Source organism: Zoogloea sp. (assembly GCF_044344315.1).
Classification (GTDB): Bacteria; Pseudomonadota; Gammaproteobacteria; order Burkholderiales; family Rhodocyclaceae; genus Zoogloea.
Map to the genome: position 1 here is coordinate 1 of NZ_JBIJDC010000071.1, position 23,861 is coordinate 23,861.

The 23,861-nt window shown below is 65.0% G+C and carries 22 protein-coding genes, 2 pseudogenes and 1 riboswitch; of the genes and pseudogenes, 7 read left to right on the top strand and 17 right to left on the bottom strand.

The genetic code is table 11. The features are described 5' to 3' along the window. The 3 genes from ACIQ09_RS14810 to ACIQ09_RS14820 all read right to left on the bottom strand — a co-directional run. Positions 1-927, bottom strand: a 927-nt coding sequence (locus ACIQ09_RS14810) for a DUF1329 domain-containing protein (RefSeq protein WP_398311347.1), incomplete at its 3' end; no start/stop codon positions are given. Between the two features lie 10 nt (positions 928-937). Continuing rightward, on the bottom strand, positions 938-2,803 hold the full coding sequence (locus tag ACIQ09_RS14815; protein ID WP_398311350.1) for a DUF1302 domain-containing protein: 1,866 nt from the start codon (positions 2,801-2,803) through the stop codon (positions 938-940). A gap of 41 nt (positions 2,804-2,844) precedes the next feature. Beyond that, positions 2,845-3,333: a 2,4'-dihydroxyacetophenone dioxygenase family protein gene (locus tag ACIQ09_RS14820; protein WP_398311353.1), complete on the bottom strand. Its 489-nt coding sequence runs from the start codon at positions 3,331-3,333 to the stop codon at positions 2,845-2,847. Positions 3,334-3,650: 317 nt separating this feature from the next. Here ACIQ09_RS14820 and ACIQ09_RS14825 point away from each other — a divergent pair, with 317 nt between their 5' ends. After that, complete coding sequence (locus tag ACIQ09_RS14825) at positions 3,651-4,139, top strand: 2,4'-dihydroxyacetophenone dioxygenase family protein (RefSeq protein ID WP_398311356.1); 489 nt, start codon at positions 3,651-3,653, stop codon at positions 4,137-4,139. A 53-nt stretch (positions 4,140-4,192) separates the two neighbouring features. Here the strand turns inward: ACIQ09_RS14825 and ACIQ09_RS14830 are convergent, their stop codons facing one another. The 9 genes from ACIQ09_RS14830 to nifE all read right to left on the bottom strand — a co-directional run bounded on the left by ACIQ09_RS14830 (position 4,193) and on the right by nifE (position 11,052). Continuing rightward, entirely contained in the window at positions 4,193-5,101 is a 909-nt protein-coding gene (locus ACIQ09_RS14830; protein ID WP_398311359.1) for a helix-turn-helix transcriptional regulator, read from the bottom strand. Positions 5,102-5,283: 182 nt separating this feature from the next. Beyond that, positions 5,284-6,039 (bottom strand): glucose 1-dehydrogenase, encoded by a 756-nt coding sequence (locus ACIQ09_RS14835; RefSeq protein ID WP_398311362.1) that lies wholly within the window; start codon positions 6,037-6,039, stop codon positions 5,284-5,286. 192 nt (positions 6,040-6,231) lie between these two features. Next, positions 6,232-6,747, bottom strand: a complete 516-nt coding sequence (locus ACIQ09_RS14840; protein ID WP_398311365.1) for a nitrogen fixation protein NifQ — start codon at positions 6,745-6,747, stop codon at positions 6,232-6,234. A 38-nt stretch (positions 6,748-6,785) separates the two neighbouring features. Beyond that, positions 6,786-7,091 carry a ferredoxin III, nif-specific gene (fdxB, locus tag ACIQ09_RS14845; RefSeq protein WP_398311368.1) on the bottom strand — a complete coding sequence of 102 codons (306 nt, stop codon included), beginning with the start codon at positions 7,089-7,091 and terminating at the stop codon, positions 6,786-6,788. A gap of 31 nt (positions 7,092-7,122) precedes the next feature. Next, complete coding sequence (locus ACIQ09_RS14850; protein WP_296405117.1) at positions 7,123-7,323, bottom strand: CCE_0567 family metalloprotein; 201 nt, start codon at positions 7,321-7,323, stop codon at positions 7,123-7,125. Positions 7,324-7,336: 13 nt separating this feature from the next. Then, the gene (locus ACIQ09_RS14855; protein WP_398311372.1) at positions 7,337-7,801 is read right to left on the bottom strand and encodes a NifX-associated nitrogen fixation protein; all 465 of its coding nucleotides are present in this window, start codon (positions 7,799-7,801) and stop codon (positions 7,337-7,339) included. A 3-nt stretch (positions 7,802-7,804) separates the two neighbouring features. After that, positions 7,805-8,206, bottom strand: coding sequence for a nitrogen fixation protein NifX (gene nifX, locus ACIQ09_RS14860; RefSeq protein WP_398311375.1), 402 nt, complete (start codon positions 8,204-8,206; stop codon positions 7,805-7,807). Between the two features lie 10 nt (positions 8,207-8,216). Then, on the bottom strand, positions 8,217-9,644 hold the full coding sequence (nifN, locus tag ACIQ09_RS14865; protein ID WP_398311378.1) for a nitrogenase iron-molybdenum cofactor biosynthesis protein NifN: 1,428 nt from the start codon (positions 9,642-9,644) through the stop codon (positions 8,217-8,219). A gap of 1 nt (position 9,645) precedes the next feature. Then, the gene (gene nifE, locus ACIQ09_RS14870; protein ID WP_398311381.1) at positions 9,646-11,052 is read right to left on the bottom strand and encodes a nitrogenase iron-molybdenum cofactor biosynthesis protein NifE; all 1,407 of its coding nucleotides are present in this window, start codon (positions 11,050-11,052) and stop codon (positions 9,646-9,648) included. Between the two features lie 280 nt (positions 11,053-11,332). After that, positions 11,333-11,412: riboswitch (cyclic di-GMP riboswitch) on the top strand. A gap of 88 nt (positions 11,413-11,500) precedes the next feature. On the opposite strand from nifE, the gene ACIQ09_RS14875 reads away from it, so the two are divergent. Continuing rightward, positions 11,501-12,115 (top strand): DUF4189 domain-containing protein, encoded by a 615-nt coding sequence (locus ACIQ09_RS14875; protein WP_398311384.1) that lies wholly within the window; start codon positions 11,501-11,503, stop codon positions 12,113-12,115. A gap of 4 nt (positions 12,116-12,119) precedes the next feature. On the opposite strand, the gene ACIQ09_RS14880 is transcribed toward ACIQ09_RS14875, so the two are convergent. The 3 genes from ACIQ09_RS14880 to ACIQ09_RS14890 form a co-directional block, all read right to left on the bottom strand. Beyond that, positions 12,120-13,133, bottom strand: coding sequence for a dihydroorotate dehydrogenase-like protein (locus tag ACIQ09_RS14880; protein ID WP_398311387.1), 1,014 nt, complete (start codon positions 13,131-13,133; stop codon positions 12,120-12,122). A gap of 9 nt (positions 13,134-13,142) precedes the next feature. Then, positions 13,143-16,712 carry a pyruvate:ferredoxin (flavodoxin) oxidoreductase gene (nifJ, locus tag ACIQ09_RS14885; protein WP_398311390.1) on the bottom strand — a complete coding sequence of 1,190 codons (3,570 nt, stop codon included), beginning with the start codon at positions 16,710-16,712 and terminating at the stop codon, positions 13,143-13,145. Positions 16,713-16,904: 192 nt separating this feature from the next. After that, positions 16,905-17,870 (bottom strand): J domain-containing protein, encoded by a 966-nt coding sequence (locus ACIQ09_RS14890; RefSeq protein WP_398311393.1) that lies wholly within the window; start codon positions 17,868-17,870, stop codon positions 16,905-16,907. Positions 17,871-18,031: 161 nt separating this feature from the next. Between ACIQ09_RS14890 and ACIQ09_RS14895 the strand changes: the two genes are divergently transcribed. Both ACIQ09_RS14895 and ACIQ09_RS14900 read left to right on the top strand, forming a co-directional pair. Beyond that, a complete protein-coding gene (locus ACIQ09_RS14895) occupies positions 18,032-18,538 on the top strand; it encodes a flavodoxin family protein (RefSeq protein WP_398311396.1) in 507 nt (168 codons plus the stop codon). A 69-nt stretch (positions 18,539-18,607) separates the two neighbouring features. Next, entirely contained in the window at positions 18,608-20,335 is a 1,728-nt protein-coding gene (locus tag ACIQ09_RS14900; RefSeq protein WP_398311399.1) for a cation:proton antiporter, read from the top strand. A gap of 34 nt (positions 20,336-20,369) precedes the next feature. Here the strand turns inward: ACIQ09_RS14900 and ACIQ09_RS14905 are convergent, their stop codons facing one another. Next, positions 20,370-21,155, bottom strand: a complete 786-nt coding sequence (locus ACIQ09_RS14905; protein ID WP_398311402.1) for an AraC family transcriptional regulator — start codon at positions 21,153-21,155, stop codon at positions 20,370-20,372. A gap of 115 nt (positions 21,156-21,270) precedes the next feature. Between ACIQ09_RS14905 and ACIQ09_RS14910 the strand changes: the two genes are divergently transcribed. Next, positions 21,271-22,461 carry a YbfB/YjiJ family MFS transporter gene (locus ACIQ09_RS14910; protein WP_398311405.1) on the top strand — a complete coding sequence of 397 codons (1,191 nt, stop codon included), beginning with the start codon at positions 21,271-21,273 and terminating at the stop codon, positions 22,459-22,461. 49 nt (positions 22,462-22,510) lie between these two features. On the opposite strand, the pseudogene ACIQ09_RS14915 reads toward ACIQ09_RS14910, so the two are convergent. Beyond that, positions 22,511-22,860 (bottom strand): annotated as a pseudogene (locus ACIQ09_RS14915) (hypothetical protein); the annotation flags it as partial. 84 nt (positions 22,861-22,944) lie between these two features. On the opposite strand from ACIQ09_RS14915, the gene ACIQ09_RS14920 reads away from it, so the two are divergent. Further along, on the top strand, positions 22,945-23,277 hold the full coding sequence (locus tag ACIQ09_RS14920; protein ID WP_398311408.1) for a transposase: 333 nt from the start codon (positions 22,945-22,947) through the stop codon (positions 23,275-23,277). Positions 23,278-23,449: 172 nt separating this feature from the next. Then, positions 23,450-23,760 (top strand): annotated as a pseudogene (locus ACIQ09_RS14925) (IS3 family transposase); the annotation flags it as partial. Between the last annotated feature and the right edge of the window lie 101 nt (positions 23,761-23,861).

The following is a 23,861-nucleotide window of genomic DNA, read 5'->3' on the forward strand; positions in this document are numbered from 1 at the left end:
CAGCATTTCCCGCTTGCCCACCAGCTTCCAGTTGTAGCGGTCGGTCGGCCCGTTGAACATGTCGTAGTCGTCCTCGGTGCGCGTCCCTTCCGAGAAGCTGCCCGGCGAGTCGTAGATGATCTGCGGCGCGCGACGGACGCGGCGCAGGCCGGCGTTGTAGACCCAGGCGAGGCGGCCGTCGCGGGCAAAGTCGAGGGGTTCATGCACCATCACCACCTCGCCGCTGACGTCGGCCGGCGAGTACATGCGCGCCATGAAGTACCAGAAGCGGTTGTTCTCCTGGCGGTCCATGTTCTGGCTGAAGATCCAGCTCTCGTCGACGCCATAGGCGTTGAAACTGCCATTGGGGTTGACCGCCCCGATCAGGTGGCGGCGCTGGATGCCGCCGGCCCGGGAGCGCACCTCGTGATTCCAGATGGCCTCAAGGCCGTTGGCCGGTATGGGAAAGGGCACGGGGCTTTGCTCCCAGTGATCCAGGCCGGTGCCGCTGGCCGAGACCGTCACCTTGGCAGCCTGCTCGCGGATGCGTTCGTACTCGGCCGGCGGCAGGGCCGCGCTGCGGTGGGTCGGATAGACGTTGAGACGGTAGCTGTCCGGGTAGCGCTTGAGCATGGCGATATGCCCGTCGGACAGCACCTTCTTGTACTGCTCCCAGTTCTGCGCGGTGATGGTGTAGAGGGGCTTTTCACTGGCGTAGGGGTTGGCGTGGCCCTGATTGATGTCAAAGCCGGCGGGGGCCTTGGTAAGGCCACCGGTCCATGGGGGGATGGTGCCGGCCGCATTGCCGGCACGCTCGGCACCGACAGGGGTGAGATCCTTGCCCAGACGGGCAAGGTCGGCGGCGCTGAGCGCGGCCTGGGCGCTGCCCACGGCAAGGGGCAGTAGGAAGGCAGCGAGGTGCCATGCGGAAGAACGAACGCGGATCATGTCTTTGTCCTTAGAAGGCGACGCTGACGCTGGCGGCAAGAAAGTCCTTGTCGCGGTTGGTGTCCCAGCGGGCAGCGTCGATGAAGCGGGTGTAGGCGAGGTCCAGGGTGAGGCGGCGGCCGTTTTCGAGGCGCGACAGGGAGATGCCGCTACCCAGGGTGCGCCGGTGCTCGATGAAGGCGCCGTCGGCAGCATTGCCCTTCACGTCATGGGCCCAGTACAGACGGGGTTTGGCGGTCCAGCCCACGACGGCATTGGGATACTCAAGCTCCCCGAGCAGGCGATAGCCCCACGAGAACGCGCTGACGAAGCCGCTCTGTGCGCAGTTGGCGGGCGTCACCATGCCGGCACTGTTGGCCGCATTGCAGCCGTCGCGGGTGGACAGTGCCGGGCTGGTGTAGGCCTGATGCCAGGCGGTACCGAAGGTGAAGGCACGGCCGTAGCGCACATCCGTCGCTGCATCAGGCAGGTTGGGCAACCAGCTCATGCCCACCTCGCCGACCGTCAGCAGCGACTGGGCGCCGAGCACCTGGCTGAAGACATTGATGGCGCCGAACTGCAGCTGGACCTTGTCCATGCGGTCATAGCCCTGGATGGTGGCCCCCGCCGGGTCATAGACGCGCTTGCCGACCAGGGGCCCCTGGGTACCACCGGATACGCCGAACTGCACCAGATCTCCCCCATTGATCTGCACCGGCAGATCTCGCGTGTACGACAGCTCGGCCATCACCGACACGCCCCCGAGGGTGTTCGACAGACTGAGGCCGTAGGTCTGGATGTTCTCGGCCGAGTAGTCGAGCAGATAGGACAGGGGCGCCACCGATCCATAGAACGAACTCGCCTCGGAGGGCTTGCTGGAGAGGCTCAGATAGGGCGCGCGGGTGTGATAGTTGATGTAGTAGAGGCCCACATCGGTCTCGCTGCTCGGCTCCAGCCAGTGCATGGCGAGACCGAACTGCCCGGCGTTCGACGGCTTGGCATCGGCCTGGCGCAGGGAGCGCAGGTTCAGCCCGCCCAGCGCGGCCACACCGTGGTACTGCTCCCGGTCGGAGAAGGCATCGGGGCCGAACTGGGAGCCGCCACAGTTGATGACGTCGGCTGGCGAAAAGAAGGTGCCGCAACCGTCGATCACAGTCTTCTTCCACTGGAGCTGATAGAAGGCCTCGACGCTCACACCACCGGCCAGACCCAGGTTGCCGTAGAGCAAGGGGACGGGCAGCAGGATCTCGCGCACCTGGGCACCGGCGCGCCGGGCTGCCGGCACGTCGATGGGACTCACCACGTTGACGCCCTGGATGAAGATGCTCTCCCCCCAGTTCACCACCTGATTGCCCAGGCGCAGGTTGAGCTTGCTGTCATCGCCCAGCGCCCAGTCGCCATAGACAAAGGCGTCGAGCAGATCGGCACCACTGAACCTCGCGGCGCGGTCGAAATGACTGTCGTCGAGGCGCTGATCGGGCGTGTAGCCGTTGTCGAAACTGCCGTGCTGAACCTTCTTGCTGGCCAGGGTGAAGTCGTGCCAGGCCTTGGCGCGAACCAGGGCACCGTAGTTCTGATAACGCAGCTCCATGTCGCCCACTACCTTGAGGGTCGTGGAGGTGACGTCGCCACGCTTGAAGTTGAGGTCGCCATCGTCGGTGCTGCCGCCACCGGTACCCGGCCGGCCGCCGTTATGGTTGGCATTGCCGAAGGACGTCAATGCGGCATCGCGCCCCTGCATGCGGACACTGGTGCCGAGGGCTGCGTTGAGTGTCCAGGAGCCCGTGACGCCGTCACCGAGCGTGAATTCGCCAGCGCTGGCGCCATTGCCGAAAGCGGCAAGGGCTGCGGCAATGGCGGCCCGGCGGAGACCGGGTCTGAAAGGTTTGCCGTTCATCTGCACTCCTTGGGGAGATGGAGGGAGGGGCAAGCGCCGGCTCAGCGGCCGGAGACAATCTGCACGACGTGACTGGCGACGCCGTTGGCCTCGGCCAGCTTCAGCATCAGACGACAATCGACCACGGCGCCGATTGAACCGTCCGGGTTGCAGCCGGCCAGGGGCCCGTGCGTGACCGCAAACATCACGCATCCCTGGGGCGACACGGGCTGGTGCACGGAACCACCGCGTTCGTAGGTGTAATAACCCTCGTAGCCGGGATCGTCCTCTTCGTAATAAAAGCCTCCCTCGACCAGATAGGCTTCGGCCGAACCAATATGCGCATGCACCGGCGCCTGAACGCCCGGATCAACTTTGAGCAACATCGAGAAGCCACCGGACAATTCATTGACGGCCAATAGCTTGAAATAGGTGCCATCCATGACCCAGGGCGTCCAGGGCACTGCGGAGAGGTTTACGAAATCCTTGCCGTGGCGGTGGGTGAGGGCAATGTCGGCCGCTGGGGAATGGCCGATGGCGGTGCTGGTCATAGTGTGTCTCCTGTTTATTTGTATTCCGGTCAATAAGCCGGCGAGCCGAAATCTAACTGCGAGCGCAGCGCACAAACACAGGTCGTCGGGAATCTGCCCGATATCGCGAAAACTGCCGATTTTTCGCAAATGGCGGCTCCGGACTGTCGATATATCGCGGCTTTGTATTAGTCGCGGCGATTTGCCCCGAATAGGCGCACGGCCTGGTGACGGCCCCTAATATCGAGATCGGCGCATATCCGGAAAAGACCGCGATCTGCACGCGGGCGCCATGGAGACCCCCCCCACAGAAACGCCTTTAATTGGAGGAGAACACGATGAGCATCACCCTACGCAACGCGCGCATCGGGCAAGAAGAAAAGAGCGCGGCACACGACAGGATCACCCTGCCCTATCCGAAATTCCAGAAAATAGACACGATTCCGTGGCGCCCCTACGCCATGGAGGGCGTCGAATACAAGTTATTGAGCGTCAATTCCCGCACCGGCGGCTTCACCTGCATGCTGAAAGTGCTTCCCGGCGTGGAGGCACCCATTCACCAGCATATCGGTGCCATTGAAGTGATGGTGATGGAAGGCGATGTCTATTACGAAGAATCGGATATCGGGGTCGCCGGAAACTACATGTTTGAGCCCGCCGGCGATATCCACCAGCCGCGCTCGAAGAACGGTTGCGTGCTGTTCTGCGTTTTCGACGGCCCCATCGCAGGGCTGGCGCCGGACGGTTCCATTGCCGGAATCATCGATTACAAAGTAATGCTGGAAATGGCCGAGCGGGACGGCGTGGCGGACGGCGTGCATCGCTAAACCCACGCCACACCGGACCGCCTTGCTGGCCTGGCGGTCCGGTCCATGTTTGCTCAGTTGCGATAGCCTTTGGGGCTGATCCCGGTCATCCGCCGGAAGGTTGCCGAGAAGTGGCTCAGATTCTTGAAGCCACAACGCCGCGCCACTTCCGCCACCGGCACGCCGGGTTCTTCGCGCAGCAGCATCTTGGCCCGCTCCAGCCGCTGGGACAGCAAATAGTGATAGGGCGTCTGCCCGACCGTATCGCGAAAAGCGCGCAAAAAGTGGTCCTTCGAAATACAGGCGAGCTCGGCAAGATCCTTGAGGGAGATGTCTTCATGGAGGCGCTCGTGAATCAGCACATTGATCTTCTTCAGAACGCTCTGCCGCAGCTGGCTGGCCTTGCCGCCGGAGATTGGCCGCTCACCGCCCGGTGGGCGCTCACGCGCATAGCGGGTGACAAGATGGCTCACCAGCAGGCTCTGGACCTGGTCGAGCACCAGGGTCTCCAGGCGGTTGCCGCTGGCCGCCGAAGGGGGTGCCTCGCTGGCCAGCATACGAAAGAAGCCGTCCAGCCAGGTATCGGAGACGGCGAAGAAGTCTTCGATCTCGGGACATGCCTCACGCTCCAGAACATCCCGGGCAAAATCGTCGAGCAGGGTCTGGCGCAGGTAAAGATGGATGACCTGGGTATTGCCCCCCAGCCGCCAGTCGGATTCGGAATCGCGGGGCATGAAGGTTACCGTTCCGACGCGGGAGCGAAAACCCGTGACCACCCCCTGTTGCAGGCGTTCAACATCGGTGTTGCCCGACAGGTGATAGACCAGGACATGCTCGGCATTGCGCCTGAGCTGGGACTCACCGGCCGGGTGATTCCAGCGGGCACCGAATATGTCGCCGTTGCGGCCTTCCAGCACGTAGTCAGGACGTGATGCGGTGGCGTGCTCTATGAGCTGCGGGGTCGATGAAAGCAATCCCGTCATTGTCTCCTCCTGATGGGATGTCTCTTTAATGGATACTACTTTTGTTATATCCCCCGATTGTAATGATCCGGCGTTCCGACGGCAGGGGGTGACTTTGCAGAAATCGCTCAATTTACGGCCAGAGCGGCCAGCGGGCGCGCGGATGCGCCGCCCGCCGGGCGTGGGCGAAGCGAGGCGCCCGGTCAGGCGCAGGTCAGGCCGCCGTCCGCCACCAGGGCGTGGCCATGCACCAGCGAGGCTCGATCGGAGCACAGCCAGGCCACCGCCTCGCCGATCTCCGATGGGGTACCGAAGCGACCGATAGGCTGGAGCTTGCTCCAATCCTCGAGTGAGGTGCCCGTGCCGCTGATGACGGCCTCCACCATGGGGGTGCGGACCACCCCCGGGCACACCGCATTGACCCGAACGCCCTTGGCGCCATATTCGAGGGCTGCCGACTTGGTGAGCCCGAGGACGGCGTGCTTGGTGGCGCAGTAGACCGACAGATGCTCCTTGCCCACCAGCCCGCCCACCGACGAGGTGTTGACGATGGCACCGCCCCCACCCTGCTTGAGCATCTGCCGGATCTGCAGCTTCATGGCACGCCACACCGCCTTCAGGTTCACTGCCATCAGCAGGTCGAACCCGTCTTCGGAGAAATCGGCCAGCAGCGCCCCTTCACCCGAAATGCCGGCATTGTTGAAGGCACAATCAAGCCGGCCGAAGTGGCTCACGGCGAGCTCGATCAGCGCCTGGAGGTCCTCGCCCCGCGCCACGTCCACCTTCAGCGGAAGCGCCGTGCCCCCTGCCAGACTGATGAGATGGGCGGTCTCCTCGACCCCTTCCAGATTGATGTCGCTGACGATCAGGCGGGCCCCTTCTCGCGCCATCACCAGGGCCGATTCGCGCCCGATGCCCTGCCCTGCTCCCGTGATGACCCCCACCTTGTTTTCGAGCATTCCAACCATTGCGTCCTCCTTGCGTGTATCGAGACTGAGCGTGATTGCATCCTCACCCCCAAGGGCAAGGCTTGCTGCACGGCAATCTAGCGGCAAGTGCGCTGCACAATCACGGCCCGGCCGGCGGCTGACGCAAATAGGCGCGATATCCCGATAGTGCTCGGAGATCAGGAAAGAGGAAGTCGGTGCGGCTTAGGCGGCCCCTTCGAAGCAGCCCGCATACTCCGAACACTCGGCACAGCTCGGTGCGCGACAGGCCCTTACCTGGGCACGGTCGCAAAGCTGTTTGTAGAAGAACTTCTTCCAGCGCAAGTTGTGCACATTGCGGGCATGCAGGGCCGGGAAGTGGCGGGCGATGAGGGCGCCGAGGGCCGGGCGTTCGGGCAGGCCCAGGTCTTCCCACAGGTGATCCTCGCCGAAGCACGACAGGGCGATCCAGCGGGCGATGGCGACGGTGTGGGTGCTGCTGGTAGCGGCGCTCTCCAGGAGCAGCTCAAGCAGGTCGCCGTATTCTTCATGGCGATCGTCGATGCCGGTGGAGCCGTCCTCGCGGACCACCGCCGGATGGCGGGCGGTCCATAGGGCGGCGATGGCACCGGCCTGCTCGCCAAACTCGGCATCCAGGGCCAAGGCCAACCAGGCCGGCACCAGCCGCGTCGGCGGCAGGGCGGCGCGGGCGGCAAGATAGCTGCGGGAGATGTCGTTCATGGCGCGCTCCTCGTCGATGGGACGTATCCCGTGCGGAATCAGACCTGGACTGCCTCGTGGGTGTAGCACTTCTTGGGGCAGACCTTGGAACAGGCTTCGCAACCCACGCAGTTTTCCTTGTGGGCGATGGTCATGACCTTCTTTTCGTACTCTTCGTCCTCGTCGCCGTCGGGGTCGATAGCGAGGAGCTCGCCGTCCTCGGTCAGGCCGACCAGGGCCAGCACGTCACGGGCGCACACCCGCACGCAGCGGGCGCAGCCGATGCACTTTTCCTGGTTCAGGTCGGCGACGAACTTGGGTGTCCAGATCTCGCCGCTCGGCAGGGTCACGGAAAAATCAGCCATTTCAACTCTCCGGAGGTAAGTGCGGCACCGCTCAGGCGGCGCTCGCTGCGGCCAGTTCCTTGCGGGCGGCCATCAGGTTTTTGTGGGCATCGTAGGCACGCTGGGCGACTTCCAGGATCTGCTCCCAGTTGGTGGGCAGGTCTTCGGACAGGTCGTGCAGGTCCATCTTGGCCTGGGTGGCCTGGGCGTTGAGCTTCTTCGCGCGGGCCTTGAGGGTGTCGAGGTCTTCCATGCTGCGGCTCCGGTCAGGAATAGTTGGCCACTTCGGGGAACTTGCGGATCATCTCCACGGCTTCGGTGACGGCCTTGGTGCCGGCGGCCGAGAGCTTTTCGAGGCTGTTGAAGCCAAAGCGGTGGGCGTCGCGCACCTGCTTGTTGAAGACGATCAGGCGCCCGGCGATGAGCACCTGGCGGCCGAAGCCTTCGTGGTGCATCTTGAGCATGGGGCTGACCATCACCTTGGTCTCGCGCTCGATGGAGAGGGCGATGGCGTTGTAGTACAGCTCCATGCGCCACAGGGTTTCCGGGTCGGGATCGGCCATCATCGGCAGATCCTTGCGCTTCTCGGCGTCCAGCACGTAGGGGTCGAGGAGCATGGCGTCGGTCTTGCCTTCCCAGGCGCCGTGGGTGTCCTGGGCGCGCCATTGCTTGACCAGTTCGCGGATGAACGGGTCCTGCATCACGTCGGTGGCTTCAGCTACATCAGTCATTTTTCAGGCCTCTTCTTCAAAGTCGTAAGTCCGTTCCTCGCTCTTGGCGAGGGCCTTGCGCAGCCACGGCGGCGGGGTGCCCTTGAGCACGTCCTGCAGCTTGTCGAGGATGTCGAGGATGGGTTCCGGCCCGGCCACCTTGACCGGGTGGATCTTGGTGGCCACCACGCGGGCGGCCGCGGAGCCGCCGATGGCAGCCACGTAAACGATGGCGCAGTCCTTGATGACGTCCAGCTTGGGGGCCAGCTTGTCCTCATTGCCGTCTTCGGCCAGCTCGCCGCCGAAGTCGTGGGTCTCCAGGTAGCGGTAACCTTCTGCGTTGATCTCGTAGATGGCGATGTACTTGGCCCAGCCGAAGTGCGCGTCAACGCGCTCCTTGTCCTGGGTGGCGAATGCGATTTTCATGACGGGCTCCTCAGGCGGGAATGATCGGAATGACGACTTCGTCGGAAACGCTGCAACTGCTGCTGGCACAACCGCAGCCCGCGGCGGGCTGACCCTGGGCAGCGGCCACGGCCTCGGCGGGCAGGGGCCAGTCTTCGGGGCCATGGGCATGCATGTGGGCCATGAAGATGTTGGCAAGCTGGAAGATCAGGTCGCGGGTGCCCCGGTAGCCGACGCTCAGCTGATGGGCGGTGCCGATGCGGTCGAACTGGGGGATGCCGGCGCGGAACAGGGGGATGCCCAGACGCGTGGCGGCCTGGCGACCGTGGGCGTGGGTGATCAGCAGATCGCAGCCCACCGCCCGCATCTCCAGGTCTTCCAGGTCACCCACCAGCACTTCGGTGGTGGGCACCCGGGCCAGCAGCGGCGAGTGGGTGGTGGTGACGGCCGCGGCCACTTCACCGCCCATCTCGGCGATCAGCGAAGACAGGGCAAACAGCAGATCCGGCTCGGCACCAATGGCGACGCGCTTGCCGCCCACGTGGAAGTGACCATCGAGCATGGCGTCCTGGAGCTGCCCGCGCTGACGCTTCAGGCGAGCTGGCGCCGGCTTGCCCGACAGGCGCATGAGCAGGGCCACCAGGGCATCGGTGGCGGTGAGTCCGGTGAGCCGATCAAACAGGGTGCAGGGCACACCGATGGCCTCCAGGCGCTCGACAGCCCCGCGCATCTGCTCGCCGATGGCAATCACGTGCTCGCAGGCAGCCAGGCCGCGGATGTCGTCCAGGGTCGCGCCACCCAGGGTGGTGGGCGTGAAGTCTTCGGGAATGTGGCCGTCCAGGGAGCGGGACAGATCGGGCACCAGCACCGCATCGAGGCCGAAGCACTCGATGAGCTCGCGCACTTCCTCCAGATCAGCCGGGGTCAGGTGGGCGCCCGGCAGCACGCCGATGCGGCCGACCACACGGGTTTCGGCCGGCGTCACGAAGGCCGCGATGAGTGCCTTGATGGCCGCGGCCCAGCCGTCCTGGAAGGCACCCACGTAATCCGGCGTGGACACATAGACGATCTCGGTGCCGGCCAGGGTCTCGCCATGCTTGGCGCGGATCAGGCGCAGGTAGCCATCCACGTCATCGCCCTTGGTCTCGGTGAGGCCGGTGGAGGCGATGGCGATGAGGGCCGGGTTGGCGCGCTTCTTGATGTTGAGCACGGCCTGCTCGATGTTGTCCATGCCGCCGAGGATGGTGCTGACCTCGTTCATGGCGGTGGTCTGCATCGGGATGGCTTCCTTGAAATGGCGCACCAGCAGCACCAGGCCAAAGGACGTGCAGCCCTGGGAGCCGTGCATCATCGGCATGGTGTTGGAGAGACCGAGGAAGGCGTAGCAGGCGCCCAGGGGCTGGCTCATCTTCAGCGGATTGACCGCGCAGGCCTTCTTGCTGTCGAGGACGGTGGCCATCTCAGCACGCCTCCTCAAGGGCCGGCGTCTCCCAGGGGGCCAGCGCCCGCACCTGCTCCCACACCGGGTTGAACAGGGTTTTGGAGATCTCCCGCACCAGATCGACCATGCCTTCGTAGCCGGCGTAGGCGTAGTGGCGTTCCTGGTTGATGTCGAGCCACGGCATCTTGGCCTTGAGGGCCACAAACTGGCTGCGCCCGCCGGAGAGCATGATGTCGGCGCGGGCGTCGCGCAGCATCTTGAACATCTCCCGGGGAGTCATGTCGTCGATCATGTGGGCGTCCTCGCCCATGATCTCCTTGATCTTTTCCTTGTCTTCCTTGGTGGACTTCTTGACGCTGGTACCCACCACTTCAAGGCCGGCCTCCTGCAGAGCCGCCACCACCGACCAGCTCTTCACGCCGCCGGTGATCAGGAGCACCTTCTTGCCTTCCAGGCGCGGACGGTAGGCCGCAATGCGGTCCCAGGCGCGCTTCTCTTCGACGGCGATCAGGGCCTCGGTGCGATCCAGCAGATCGGCCGGAGCGCCCTGCTGCACCAGCAGCCGGGCCAGCTGGCGCAGGGTGTCGCTCATGTCCTCGATGCCGTAGAAGGAGCCTTCGAAGAAGGGGATGCCGTAGCGGTCCTCCATCTTGCGGGCCACGTTGATCATGGACTTGGAGCACACCATCATCGCCGCCTTGGCCCGGTGGCTCTGGGCCACCTCGTGGTAGCGGCCATCACCGGAGATGCACGACAGGATGCGGATGCCCAGGGCGTCGAGAAGCGGGCGGATCTGCCACAGCTCACCGGCCAGGTTGTACTCGCCGATGATGTTGATGTCGTAGGGCGTCGTCACCTCGGGCTCTTCGGTGCCGATCACGTAGTCGAGCAGGGCCTCGGCGCCGAGCTTGTTGCCCAGGTTCTTGGGCCCGACGAAACCCGGGGCATTGACCGGCACCACCGGCTTGCCGAACTTCTCGGCGGCGCGCTTGCAGACGGCCTCGATGTCATCGCCGATCAGGGCGGTAACGCAGGTCTGGTACACGAAGACCGCCGGCGGGTCGTACTTCTCGATGATTTCGCGGATGGATTTGAAGAGGCGCTTCTCCCCCCCGTAGATCACGTCCAGCTCGCCGATGTCGGTGGTGAAACCGGTGCGGTAGAGCTGGGGGCCGCTGGTGGAGGAATTGCGGTTGTCCCAGGAGTTGCCCTCGCAGGCAATCGGGCCATGAACCAGATGGGCCACATCGGCAATCGGCTGCAGCGCGATCTTGGCCCCGTCGAAGGCGCAACCGCCCGCCGCGGCGCCGGGCGAGAGCTGCTTGGTGCAGCCCTTCTTGCGGGCTTTCTCGTCCTTGTTCTGGTTGTGTTCGCAGGCCGGTTCCTCGAACACGGACTGGATCTTCGCCGACACTCGGGCATCCATCGGAATCTCCAGAAAAAGGGTGGGGATGCCCTTCCTATGCAGGTTCCGCGCCAGCACCGCGAATGATCTAAAAAACCTTTGTACAACAGTCTCTTGAGTACTTTCTCCGTTGACCTCCGGACAGCCTCTGGCGGCTTTCCGACACGGCCTTTGTCGGCTTTGTCGGTACCCGCCAGACAACCCGGTGTGTCCTTTCAGCGCCCCATGGGAAACACCACGTGGAGGATGTCACAGCCCGGGATTCACGCCGGTTCACATTTGGAATCGGGATGCTAGTCTGTGCACATAAAGGCAAACTGCAGGCAACTGCAGGACGCAAAGCCACGGGTCCCGCTCACACGGGATAGCCGGGTTGCCCGCAATGCTGGATCTCCAGCCCGGTCAGCGCCTGCGCATCTCTGCTTCTGCCTTTGCAATTGGTTGCTCACTGATTACAAAGGATTTCATCTTGAAGCCTCTCTTCCAGCGTCTTTCCTGGCCGATTGCCGACTCGCGTGCTCTCCGGGGTATCGGGCTGATCCTCGGCCTCATGGCCCTGTCGCCGACCCCCGAGAGCCAGGCGGCCAGCGCCATCGTGGCCATCCGGGACGACGGCGGGCGGGTGAACCTGGCCTGGTCTTACGGTGCCAGCAAGCCCGGTGATGCCGTGGCCACAGCCATGAGCACCTGTCGCAGCACCCTGCAATACAACAAGGCCAAGGGCAGCTGCGAGATGGTCGCCCACTATGACGGCCCCGGCTTCATCGCCATTGTGCTGGCCCGGGCCGAGGACGATCAGCGTTTTGGTTATGCCTTCGCTGACGACAGGCAGGAAGCCATCAGGCAGGCCTATACCCGCTGTGTTGCCTTTGGCGAAGTGGACTGCCAGGAAGAAGCCGGGCATGTGTTCTGGGATGGCGGCCCGGCCGGGCTGGCCGAACCTGGCGCGGTGAGCCGGGCGGTGCACGTCGCCCCTGCGCGGGCCACAGTGGCGGATCGTAAAAAGGCCGACCCGCGGACTTACCACCAGACCGGCCACAAGGCCGCGCCGGAGGCCCGCCCCCGGGCATCGACCCGGCTGTAAGCCCTTAGCGCCACACCCCCGGTCTGGGGGTGAAGCTGTCCAGCACCCGGATGTAGGACTGGCGCACCAGGGCGCTTGGGTCGCGCAGATGGCCCAGGCTCATGCTGGCCTTGAGCTGGGCCACTGAGGCGTATTCCCCCTCCTCCATCCATTCCTCCATGCCCCGCAGGATGTGCCCCAGATGTGCAGGGCCATGGGCGAGCAGACAGGAAGCGAGATGTACCACGTCGGCCCCGGCGAGGAGCAGCTTCATGGCCTCCTCATGTCCATACACACCGCCGGTCGCCGCCAGGGTGATGGACGTGTGGCTGCGCAGGATGGCGATCCAGCGGATGCGCAGCAGGGCCTCTTCCCGGCTCGACAGCTGCAGCTGCTCGACCATCTCGCGGGTCTGGAGGTCGATGTCGGGCTGGAAGAAACGATTGAACAGCGCCACGCCGGCCGCCCCGGCCTCCTCCAGCCGCTTGACGAAATGGGGCAGCGAGGAGAAGAAGGGCGACAGCTTCATCACCACCGGAATATCCACCACCCGGCGCAACTCGGTCAGCAGGGCCACGTAGCGGGCCTCCACCGCATCGCCGCTCTCCAGCGGGTCGGCCGCCACGTGATAGACGTTGAGTTCGAGGGCATCGGCGCCGGCACTCTGCAGCTCCTTGCCCAGGTCGATCCAGCCGGAGGGCGTGACCCCGTTGAGGCTGGCGATCACCGGGATGCCCAGGCGCATCTTGGCCAGGCGCAGGTGCTCCAGGTAGCGCTCAAGGGCCCCCTGGAAATTGCCATGGTCGGGCAGGAAGCCGGTGGCCTCGGCGTCATGGAGTTCGCCGTGGAGCAGGAAGCGCTCGGTCATGGCGTCCTCGGCGATGAGCTCCTCTTCGTACAGGGAGTGCAGCACCACCGCGGCAGCACCGGCATCCTCGAGCAGCAGTAGCGAGTCGAGGGACTTGGACAGGGGAGAGGCCGAGGGCACCAACGGGTTCTTGAGCCGCAGGCCGAGGTAGTCGGTGGACAGATCGATCATGGCGGGCTCCTATTCCGGTTTCGGGGTGGCAGGCCGGGCGGCCAGCTCGGCGTAGGCCCGGTAGCGTCGGTCGGCTTCGCGCTGGGCCTCGGCGGCAAGCTGCCCGGCTACTTCCGGGTGAATGCGGGCCAGCATGGCGAAGCGGGTTTCGCTGTCCATGAAGGCCTGCATGGGCTGACTGGGGGCAGCCGAGTCGAGCTTGAAGGGGTTGGCCCCGGCGGCCTCGAGCCGCGGGTCGTGGCGGAACAGGGGCCAGTGCCCTGACTTGACCGCCATGTCCTGCTGGCGCTGGTTGTAGAGCATGTCTACTCCATGGGCGATGCAGGGGCTGTAGGCCACGATCAGCGAGGGGCCGGCGTAGGCCTCGGCCTCGTGGAAGACCTTGAGGGTATGCACGTCCTTGGCGCCGTAGGCCACGGTGGCCACGTAAACATGGCTGTAATCGGAGGCGATGCGGGCCAGGTCCTTCTTGGCAGTGGCCTTGCCGCCGGCCGAGAAGCGTGCCACGGCCCCGACCGGGGTGGCCTTGGAGGTCTGGCCGCCGGTGTTGGAATATACCTCGGTGTCGAGCACCAGGATGTTCACGTCGTGGCTGAGGGCCAGCACGTGGTCGAGACCGCCGTAGCCGATGTCGTAGGCCCAGCCGTCGCCGCCGATGATCCACACGGAACGGCGGATCAGCCATTCGGCCACACTCTCCAACTCGGGCGCCCTGGGATGGTCGCAGCGGGCCAGACGGTCGCGCAGCTCGGCCACCCGCTCGCGCTGGGCGCGGATGCCGGCTTCGGGACGCTGGTCGGCGGTGATCAAGGCTTCCGCCAGGTCACCGCCGATGCCGGACGCCATCTCCTTCACCAACATCTTCGCGTAGAGCATGAGTTGATCGGCCGCGAGACGCATGCCCAGGCCGAACTCGGCGTTGTCTTCAAAGAGCGAGTTGGACCAGGCCGGCCCGCGCCCGGCGCCATTCACCGTGTACGGGGTGCTGGGCAGGTTCGCACCGTAGATGGATGAGCAGCCGGTGGCGTTGGCCACCAGCATGCGGTCGCCAAAGAGCTGGGTGGCCAGCCGGATGTAGGGGGTTTCGCCACAGCCGGCGCAGGCACCGGAGAACTCGAACAGCGGGTCGAGCAGCATGGCGCCGGGCAAGGTGCCCTGCTTGAGGTGGCTGCGGTCGTATTCAGGCAGGTTCAGGAAGAAGTCAAAATTGGCCTTCTCGGCATCGCGCAGGGGCGCCAGCGGGGCCATGTTGACGGCCAGCCGGCTGATGTTGGACTTGTCATGGATAGGACAGGCCTCGACGCAGTCAGCGCAGCCGGTGCAGTCCTCCGGTGCAACCTGATAGCTGATGCGGGTGCCGATGGGGAAATCCTTGCTCCGGGCCGGCACGTGCTTGAAGGTGGGCGGCGCGTCAGCCGCGGCCTCCTGCGGGAAGGCCCGGGCGCGGATGGCCGAGTGGGGGCAGACGAACACGCACTTGCCACACTGGGTGCACAGATCGGCCTCCCACACCGGGATCTCCAGGGCGATATTGCGCTTCTCGTAGCGGGCCGTACCACTGGGGAAGGTGCCGTCCAGGGGCATGGCGGACACCGGCAGGCGGTTACCCTCGCCCCGGTACACGGGCAGGGTGAAGTCACGCACGAAGGCCGGCAGGTCGTCTGCGGCGGTGCTGTCGGGCACCGCAGCGCCCAGATCCAGCAGGCCGGGAAAGCTGACTTCGTGCAGCCCGGCGAGGGTCAGGTCAATGGCCTTGTGGTTGAGATCGGCGAGGCGCTTGCTCTTCTTGCCGTAGGTCTTGTCCACGGCCTTTTTGATGGCGACCAGGGCGTCGTCCCGGGGCAGGATGCCGGAGATGGCGAAGAAGCAGGTCTGCATGATGGTGTTGATGCGCCGCCCCATGCCTGCCTGCTGGGCCACGGCGTAGGCGTCAATGACCCACAGGCGCAAACCCCGGGACAGGATGCCGGCGCGCATGGCCGCCGGCAGGCTGGCCCACACCGCATCCTTGGCCACTGGCGTGTTGAGCAGGAAGACGCCACCCGGCGCGGCGTGGGCCAACAGGTCGTAGCGCTCCACGAACACGGTCTGGTGGCAGGCCACAAAACCGGCCATGCCCTCCTCCACCAGATAGGCCGCGCGGATCGGGTCGGGGCCGAAGCGCAGGTGCGACACGGTGACCGCTCCGGATTTCTTCGAGTCGTAGACGAAATAGCCCTGGGCATACAGAGCGGTGGCCTCACCGACGATCTTGATGGAGTTCTTGTTGGCCGACACGGTGCCGTCGGCCCCAAGGCCCCAGAACACCGCATGCTGCAGGCGCCGCGAGGCGTCGGTGCGGAAGTCGGCATCCCAGTCCAGGGACAGGTGGGTCACGTCATCCACGATGCCCACGGTGAACTGCCGGCGGGGATGATCCGACAGCAGCTCGTCGAAGACGGTCCGGACCATGCCGGGGGTGAACTCCTTGCTGGCCAGCCCGTAGCGCCCACCGATGATGCGCGGCATCGGACGGCGGCCATCGGCGGCGGCCTCGGCGAAGGCCGTCATCACGTCCTTGTAGAGGGGCTCGCCGCCAGCGCCGGGCTCCTTGCAGCGATCAAGCACGGCAATACGCGTGACGCTGGCCGGGATGGCGGCAAGAAGCGCATCCACCGCCAGGGGGCGGAACAGGCGCAGCTTGAGCAGACCCACCTTGTCACCCCGGGCGGTGAGGTGGGCGACGGTCTCTTCCACGGTCTCGGCGGCGGAGCCCATCACCACGATGAGCCGCTCGGCATCCGCGGCGCCCACGTAGTCGAAGAGCCGGTAATGGCGGCCGGTAAGCGCGGCAAAGCGGTCCATGGCCGTCTGGACGATGGCCGGAAAGGCGTCGTAGCAGGGGTTGATGCGCTCCCGGCTCTGGAAGAACACGTCGGGGTTCTGGGCCGTGCCACGGATCACCGGGTGCTCCGGCGACAGGGCGCGGGCCCGGTGGGCCGCAACCAGCGTGTCGTCGATCATGGCGCGCACGGTGTCCGGCTCCACGGCGACGATCTTGGCGACTTCATGGGAGGTGCGGAAGCCATCGAAAAAGTGGATCACCGGGACGCGCCCGGCCAGAGTCGCGGCCTGGGCGATCAGGGCCATGTCCTGGGCTTCCTGTACCGAGTTGCTGGCCAGCAGCGCGCAACCGGTGGCCCGGCAGGCCATCACGTCAGAGTGGTCGCCGAAGATGGACAGGGCATGGGTGGCCAGGGCGCGGGCCGCCACGTGCAGCACGAAGGGCGTCAGCTCGCCGGCCATCTTGTAGAGGTTGGGAACGAACAGCAGCAGGCCCTGGCTGGCGGTGAAGCTGGTGCCCAGTGCGCCGGACGTGAGCGCTCCGTGGAGCGCACCGGCGGCGCCACCTTCCGACTGCATCTCGATGATCCGCGGTACGACGCCCCACAGGTTGGGCTTGCCTTGGGCAGCCCATTCGTCGGCCCATTCGCCCATGTTGGACGAGGGCGTGATCGGGTAAATGGCGATCACCTCGCTGCCGAGGTAGGCCATGCGTGCGGCGGCTTCATTGCCGTCGAGGTTGAGGTAGGTACTCATTGCGACTCCCTGCTGGAACGTGAGGTGTCTCCCCCATCCGCTGGCCCCGTCTGACGCGGGGATGTGCAGTGCAACAATGCGTCCATATTAGCCGGAGCACCGCGCCGGCACTTGATGTGGCGCAAAGCCGGCGGTCGCCACGCGCAGGGGCGGCGAGAGCTAATCAGTCACCGGCAGAGGCCATCGCCACGCTCACGAGCGGGAAAGGGTGGCGATCCGGCGCTGCAGGGCTTCACACTCACCCTCCAGCCGGGCGCGAATCTCGGCAAACTCCGCCTCCCAGTCAGCGGGGCGCAGAGCCTTGCGATACGCGGGGTCGAGCTGGCCGCTCTGGACAGCGAGAATGAGATCGGCCGCGTGATCCTGCAGGTCGGACAGGCGTCGCCTTAGGGCATCAATGTCATCCAGGGAAACCTCGCAATCCGTGCGCCCGTACCCGTCCAGCTCGCAGCAAACGGCCCGCAGGGCCGCCAGATCGCCGGCACGGTAGGCCTCCTGGAGTTTCTGAAAGCGGGTTCCGGCAGCGGCCTTGTCGGCCTCGGAGACCCGGTCCGGGTGACAACGCATGGCGGCGCTGCGGTAGCGCTGCCGCAGCTCGGCCCGGTCGGCCTCATCCAGCCCGTCCTGGGCCGTACCCGCGTCGTCAGGGTCGGGCTGGCAGGCCTGGTAATCGGCCGCCGCGTCCTGCTCGGCCTGAATGTCTGCAGGGTCACCGGAGCGGGCGGCCTGGAGGCGCAGGCAGGTCAGACGCAGACGCAGGGTGGTTTCGAGGGTCGCCCCCAGGGCCTGGTACTGGGCGATCTGGAAACTCAGCAGGGTTTCATCCATACCCGCCTTGCGGGCCGCCAGTTCGGCAACGCGGGCCTCGAGACCGGCGATCTTCCGGTTCAGCGCCTCCGCCTCGGGATCTTCACGACACTGCATGGCAGTAGCACCCGGCCCTTCGACCGGAACCTCCCGAATCTGCGGCGCGTCGCTGCGGTCTGGGTCCGGAGATGGGGGAGGTGCGAGCTCGACCTCGGGTGGGTCACACGCCATTGGCGCCTCTTCGGCGACCGGCTGCGATGGAGCCGGCTCGCCATCAGCACAACGCTGCCGGGTGCCGATGCGGGTGGAGAGGGTCGCTGTATAGGCGGCCAGAAAACTCAGAATGCTCATCGTCCCTCCAGGAAGCGTTCGGGGCAGGTAAGCCAAAGCCCATGGTCACCGTAAAGCCAGGCCTTGGCAATCGCCACATCAGGGGAATGCACGATTGACCGATGCGACGGCCGCACCTAGTCTCACACTCAGGCATTTCCGCCCGCTCCGGCCTTCCGACCATGCCCGACCCTTCCTGCAAGACCCTACTCCTCGTCTATTACTCCACCACCGGCGCCACACGCCAGATGATCGAGGAGGTGGCACGGGGTGCCGGTAACGAAGCCGGGGTCAGGGTGCGCTTGCTCACCGCCTCCGAAGCCGGCCCGGATGACGTGCTGGCCGCCGATGGCTATGTGTTTGCGACACCGGAAAACCTGGCCGCCATCGCCGGTCTGATGAAGGATTTCTTTGACCGCTGTTACTATCCTGCCCTGGACAGAATCAACGGCCGTCCTTATGCAGCGCTGATCTGCGCCGGCAGTGACGGCAGCAATGCCGCCCGGCAGGTTGCGCGGATCGCCACTGGCTGGCGCCTGCGCGATATTGCGCCGCCATTGATCGTGTGCACCCGGGCCCAGACGCCCGAGGAGATCCTGGCACCCAAACATGTCCCCCCTGCCGACCTGTTGCGGGGTGAGGAGCTGGGCGCGGCCTTTGCGGCGGGCCTGGCCATGGGGGCCTTTTGACCCTCACGGCAGAAACTCGAATTTTTCAAGAACCGTCTGAGCCGTCTCGCGTCGAACAGGCGGACGCCCTTGACCCCATTATTTTCCGACATGCCCCATAACGTTTCCCTCATTGCCCTGATTGCTGCCGGTTTCGGCCTCGCCATGATCCTCGGCCTGATCGCCTCGCGCCTGCGCATGCCACCGCTGGTGGGCTATCTGCTGGCCGGGGTGGCCATCGGCCCGGGGACGCCGGGCTTCGTCGGCGATCTTGCCCTGGCCAGCCAACTGGCGGAGATCGGCGTGATGCTGCTGATGTTCGGGGTGGGTCTGCATTTTTCCCTGGGCGACCTGCTTGCGGTGCGCAAGATCGCCGTGCCCGGTGCGATCGTGCAGATTGCCGCGGCCACCGTGCTGGGCGCTGCCACGGCCCTGTGGTGGGGCTGGCCGGCCGGCGAGGCGGTGGTGTTCGGCCTGGCCCTGTCGGTGGCCAGTACGGTGGTGCTGCTGCGGGCACTGGAAGCCAAGGGCTTGCTGGACTCCACCAACGGGCGCATTGCGGTGGGCTGGCTGGTGGTGGAAGACCTGGCGATGGTGATGGTACTGGTGCTGCTGCCGGCCCTTGCGCCGCTGCTCGGCGGCAACGAGGCAACCCCCGGTGCGGATTACAAGGCGCTGGCTCTGACCATCGGTCTCACCCTGGCCAAGGTCTCCGCCTTCATTGCGCTGATGCTGGTGGTCGGCAGACGGGCTTTCCCGCGGCTGTTGTGGCTGGTGGCCCGTACCGGCTCGCGAGAGCTGTTCACCCTGTGCGTGATCACCGCCGCAGTGGGGGTCGCTTACGCCTCAGCAGTTCTCTTCGATGTGTCCTTCGCCCTGGGGGCGTTCTTTGCCGGCATGATGATGCGTGAATCGGAATTCAGCCATCGTGCGGCGGAAGACTCGCTCCCCTTGCGGGACGCCTTCTCGGTGCTGTTCTTCGTGTCGGTTGGCATGCTTTTCGACCCGAGGGTGCTGATGGACGAACCCCTGCGGGTGCTGGTGGTGGTTGCCATCATCCTGGTGGGCAAGACGGTGGCTGCGGTGGGCCTGGTGCTAGCCTTCCGTTACCCCCTCAACACGGCGCTCACGGTGGGGGCCAGCCTGGCGCAGATCGGCGAGTTCTCCTTCATCCTGGCAGGGCTGGGCCTGAGCCTGGGTCTGCTGAGCCTCGAAGGGCAGAACCTGATCCTGGCCGGGGCGCTGATCTCGATCGCCCTAAATGCGCTGCTCTTTGCCGCTATTGGCCCTGCCCAGTCGTGGGCCCGGGCCCGCTCGGCGTGGGCACGCCAGCTCGACCTGCGCGACGACCCCCGGGCCGCCCTGCCCATGTCCACTGACCGCAAACTGCTGTCCGACCAGGTGGTCCTGGTCGGCTACGGACGGGTTGGCAAGCACATCGCAGCGACCCTGGACCGGGCACACATCCACTACGTAGTGGCAGACAGCAACCGTGAGGTGGTCGAAGCCCTGCGCAAGCGCGGCAAGGCTGCGGTGACAGGAGACGCCTCCGACCCCATCGTGCTGGTCCAGGCCCACATCACCAAGGCCGCCATGCTCGTGGTGACCATTCCCGATCCGGTGTCCAGCCGCAAGATGGTGGATATTGCGCGCAAGCTCAATCCCGACATCGAGGCTGTGCTCCGCTCGGAAACTGAAGACGGCGCCGCCCTGTTACGCAAGGAGAAGTTGGGAGAGGTTTTTGTTGCCGAGCAGGAACTGGCTGTGAGCATGGCTCGGCATGTAGCCGGCCGTCTGACGGAACAACCGGCTCACTGACAACGCTTCTGCGCGGGAAACCGCGCCTGAGATATCACCTAGCCCGCCACTCCGTGGGACTACAGCCCATTTCCTGGCGGAACATGTATGTAAAGGCCGAGGTCGAGGCATAGCCCAACTCCAGGGCGATCTCGGTCACACTGCGCTCCGCTCCGAGCCATTCCAGGGCGCGAAACAGACGCAGGCGATGGCGCCATTCACGCAGGCTCATCCCCAGCTCCCGCTCGAAACGCCGGGCCAGGGTGCGGGCCGAAGCCCCCAGCTCTGCACCCCATTCATCCACCCCTCGCGGATCGGACGGGCTGGCATAAAGCGCCTCGCACACCCTGCGCAGCGCGAGGCTGCGGGGCCACGGCAGGCGCAGATCCTGTACCGGCAGACGACGCAGCTGATCGAGGATGAGCTGATTCACCCGACTGATGTAGCGCGCTTCCTCTCCCCGCCGGTCGATATCGACCAACTCGACGATCAAGGCCCGCAGGAATGGCGTGACAGAGAGAACGGTGCACGTGCGGGGCATTCCCAGGTCGGGCTGGTCGGCCACATACAGATTGCGGAACTCCGCACCGTGAAGGGCGCCCGTCGTATGCATGACGCCGGTCGGAACCCAGATCGCCTGTTCGGGGGTGATCACATACCAACTGTCCTCCACCGTCACCACCAGGGTGCCCGCTGTTGCGTAAACAAACTGGTTCCAGCGATGGGAATGCACGGGAAAGATGTGCCGCGCAGGCAGGCACTGGGAGCGCAGCAATACCGGCCGGGAGAGACTCTCGATGTCGGGTACGTCTACTGATGTCCAGCCAGCGTCAAAATTCATCGATGCAATCTCCTGATGTGTCAGTTCATCAACACATAAAGTCATGCTATCGAAAGCACCGCTCCGCGCCAAGCATTAGCATGATTGACATAAAACCCCAAAAAGAGAGAACAGCATGCAAGCGTCCAACACCCTTTCAACTCCCGGTACAGCCGATCGATACCGGGTGATTTTTGCAGGCATCTGCGCCCTCATCCTGACGGTGGGGCTTGCGCGTTTCGCCTACACCCCGCTGCTGCCCATCATGCGGGGAGAAGCGGGCCTGACCGATCTGGCCGGGGGCTGGCTGGCGACCTTCAATTACGTGGGCTACATCACAGGCGCGCTGATTGCCGCCACCATCAGCGATCTGAGCCGCAAGTTCCAGCTGTACCGAATCGGCCTCGTCGTCGCCGTCGTCAGTACCGCCGCGATGGGCATGACGCAGGATATCAACCTGTGGGTCGCCCTGCGCTTCGTGTCGGGACTCTCAAGCACCGCAGGCCTGTTGATTGCGTCCGGCCTGGTCCTGAACTGGCTCATTCGCCACGGTCATCGCCCTGAACTCGGCCTGCATTTCGCTGGCATCGGGCTGGGTATCGTGGTCTCCGGGCTGGCCGTGGCCGCCATGGTCGGAAATCTCGCCTGGGACGGCCAGTGGATCGGACTCGGTCTTCTCGGCGTCGCGTTCTTTCTTCCTGCCTGGTTCTGGCTACCGGCGCCGGCAGCCGTCACCGCACAGACAAACAGAGCGCTGCCGCCTGCACCTTCCAGACGCTGGATGCAGTTGTTCATCGCCGCCTATTTCTGTGCAGGCTTCGGCTATGTGATCAGCGCCACCTTCATCGTTGCCATCGTCGAAAAACTCCCTCTTCTTGCCGGAAAGGGCGGCTGGGTATGGGTCATCGTCGGACTCGCGGCGGCACCGTCCTGCTTCCTGTGGGATCGCATTGCCAATAATCTGGGGCAGATCCCTGCCCTGCTCCTGGCCTATGGCTTGCAGATCGTCTCCATCCTGCTGCCTGCGCTGAGTGACGGAACTGCTGCCAACTTGGCCAGCGCCGTACTGTATGGCGGCACCTTCGTCGGTATCGTCAGCCTGACCCTCTCCATCATCGGCCGCTGCTTCCCTGCCAATCCCGCCAAGGCCATGGCCCGGCTGACCCTCAGCTACGGCGTAGCCCAGATTGTCGCCCCCGCCATGGCCGGCTACATTGCCACCGCAACAGGCAGCTATCAGGGCGCTCTGATCGTCGCCGCCTGGGTCATGGCCGCAGGCATGCTCTTGCTGGTCGCTTTACAGCGGCAAACCCAACCTGACGACTAAACGACCCGAGTCAGAAAATAGCCCGCCAGGCATAGACAAAGCCCAGCCGTCACAACCCATGCTGCAAACGACGGCTTTCTGGAGAGCATAAGGCTTCACACCAAAAGTGAGGTCTGAATCGCCCCAGGTTTAGCGGAGACCATTTAGTTAGATTCAGACCATGGCAGCCTGACCGGCTTGCCTCAGCTTCAGCTGGCGGCATATCGCCAATCGGTGCAAGCAAACGATGATGATTGAACCAGGCTACCCGCTAGAGAGTTGGCAGCTCGAGGGCTGCAGCGCTCTTCCACGGCCCGCGGCGATGGACCAACTCCGCTTTATAGAGTCCATTGATCGTTTCGCCAAGGCGTCATCATAGCTGTCGCCCTTGCCGTCAACAGAAGGTTCTATACCGGTTTCGTAAGCCCCCAGCAAACGCACCTTCCCCCGACCACTTAGCTCGCTAAACATAGTGTCCACTACACATTAGAAGTGGACACTTACATGACCATCACCCAGCCCCGCCGTACCCGTCGCACCCACTCCGAAGCGTTCAAGCAGTCCCTGATCGAAGCCTGCGGCGAGCCCGGTGCCTCGGTCGCGGGTGTTGCGCTGGCCAACGGGATCAACGCCAACCAGCTTCGGCGCTGGATGCGCGAGCGAGGCATCGCGCCGCCCGAGTTGTCCTGCCTGCCTTTACGCCCAGCAACGTCCGAGGCCATCGGCGGTTTCGTCCCGGTGCAACTTACCCAGAGCACCCATACGCCTATCCGCATGGAACTGCGCAAAGGCACAGCGATCGCGTCACGGTTGAGTAGCCCACGCCCTCGGCCGTGACCTGCGGTGCCTGGCTGCGCGAGTGGCTCGGGTGATCCGGGTCGAGACCCTGTGTCTGTCGGTAGTGCCCCTCGTCATGCGCGCCGGCATGGACACGCTCCTCGCCCAGGTGGAGCAAGTCTTTGGCAAGGCGCGGCCGCATCACGCTTATCTCGTCGCCAACCGACGCGGCCGCATCGTCCCGATACTGGCTGACGAAGGCGTCTGTCTGGCCAGCGAATCGACCTTCGACCGCCTTCTGCGCGAAACTGGCCAGACGACTCACCCGGGGCGCGCCAAAGCGCCCGGGGCCTCCCGCCCGCCGAGCCCCCACATCGCCACGGTACCGCGCCAGGTGTGGTGCTGGGACATGACCATCTGCGGGCCACGGTGGGCGGACGCTGGTTCCATCTATATCGGATCCTGGGTCTCTAAAGCCGCAAGATCGTCGGCGGGGAAGTGGATGACACCGACACCGCCGCCGCCGATGTAGTGCGTCGCACGGGGCCTTTCCTGTGCTGCATGCCGACGAGAGACCGGTGGAGGTGCTGGAGGCTGGGGCTGGCTCGTTGATGTGCTGCTGCATCGCTGGCAAGCTGGTAGGG

Excerpts from the sequence above, each read along its gene's own strand:
- ACIQ09_RS14905 (WP_398311402.1), bottom strand. The coding sequence starts at position 21,155 with ATGAATTTTGACGCTGGCTGGACATCAGTAGACGTACCCGACATCGAG.
- ACIQ09_RS14920 (WP_398311408.1), top strand. The coding sequence starts at position 22,945 with ATGACCATCACCCAGCCCCGCCGTACCCGTCGCACCCACTCCGAAGCG.
- ACIQ09_RS14835 (WP_398311362.1), bottom strand. The coding sequence starts at position 6,039 with ATGCTCGAAAACAAGGTGGGGGTCATCACGGGAGCAGGGCAGGGCATC.
- ACIQ09_RS14830 (WP_398311359.1), bottom strand. The coding sequence starts at position 5,101 with ATGACGGGATTGCTTTCATCGACCCCGCAGCTCATAGAGCACGCCACC.
- nifE (WP_398311381.1), bottom strand. The coding sequence starts at position 11,052 with ATGGATGCCCGAGTGTCGGCGAAGATCCAGTCCGTGTTCGAGGAACCG.
- nifX (WP_398311375.1), bottom strand. The coding sequence starts at position 8,206 with ATGAAAATCGCATTCGCCACCCAGGACAAGGAGCGCGTTGACGCGCAC.
- ACIQ09_RS14910 (WP_398311405.1), top strand. The coding sequence starts at position 21,271 with ATGCAAGCGTCCAACACCCTTTCAACTCCCGGTACAGCCGATCGATAC.
- ACIQ09_RS14825 (WP_398311356.1), top strand. The coding sequence starts at position 3,651 with ATGAGCATCACCCTACGCAACGCGCGCATCGGGCAAGAAGAAAAGAGC.
- nifN (WP_398311378.1), bottom strand. The coding sequence starts at position 9,644 with ATGGCCACCGTCCTCGACAGCAAGAAGGCCTGCGCGGTCAATCCGCTG.
- ACIQ09_RS14850 (WP_296405117.1), bottom strand. The coding sequence starts at position 7,323 with ATGGAAGACCTCGACACCCTCAAGGCCCGCGCGAAGAAGCTCAACGCC.
- ACIQ09_RS14880 (WP_398311387.1), bottom strand. The coding sequence starts at position 13,133 with ATGATCGATCTGTCCACCGACTACCTCGGCCTGCGGCTCAAGAACCCG.
- ACIQ09_RS14855 (WP_398311372.1), bottom strand. The coding sequence starts at position 7,801 with ATGACTGATGTAGCTGAAGCCACCGACGTGATGCAGGACCCGTTCATC.
- ACIQ09_RS14820 (WP_398311353.1), bottom strand. The coding sequence starts at position 3,333 with ATGACCAGCACCGCCATCGGCCATTCCCCAGCGGCCGACATTGCCCTC.
- fdxB (WP_398311368.1), bottom strand. The coding sequence starts at position 7,091 with ATGGCTGATTTTTCCGTGACCCTGCCGAGCGGCGAGATCTGGACACCC.
- ACIQ09_RS14840 (WP_398311365.1), bottom strand. The coding sequence starts at position 6,747 with ATGAACGACATCTCCCGCAGCTATCTTGCCGCCCGCGCCGCCCTGCCG.
- ACIQ09_RS14890 (WP_398311393.1), bottom strand. The coding sequence starts at position 17,870 with ATGAGCATTCTGAGTTTTCTGGCCGCCTATACAGCGACCCTCTCCACC.
- ACIQ09_RS14815 (WP_398311350.1), bottom strand. The coding sequence starts at position 2,803 with ATGAACGGCAAACCTTTCAGACCCGGTCTCCGCCGGGCCGCCATTGCC.
- ACIQ09_RS14895 (WP_398311396.1), top strand. The coding sequence starts at position 18,032 with ATGCCCGACCCTTCCTGCAAGACCCTACTCCTCGTCTATTACTCCACC.
- nifJ (WP_398311390.1), bottom strand. The coding sequence starts at position 16,712 with ATGAGTACCTACCTCAACCTCGACGGCAATGAAGCCGCCGCACGCATG.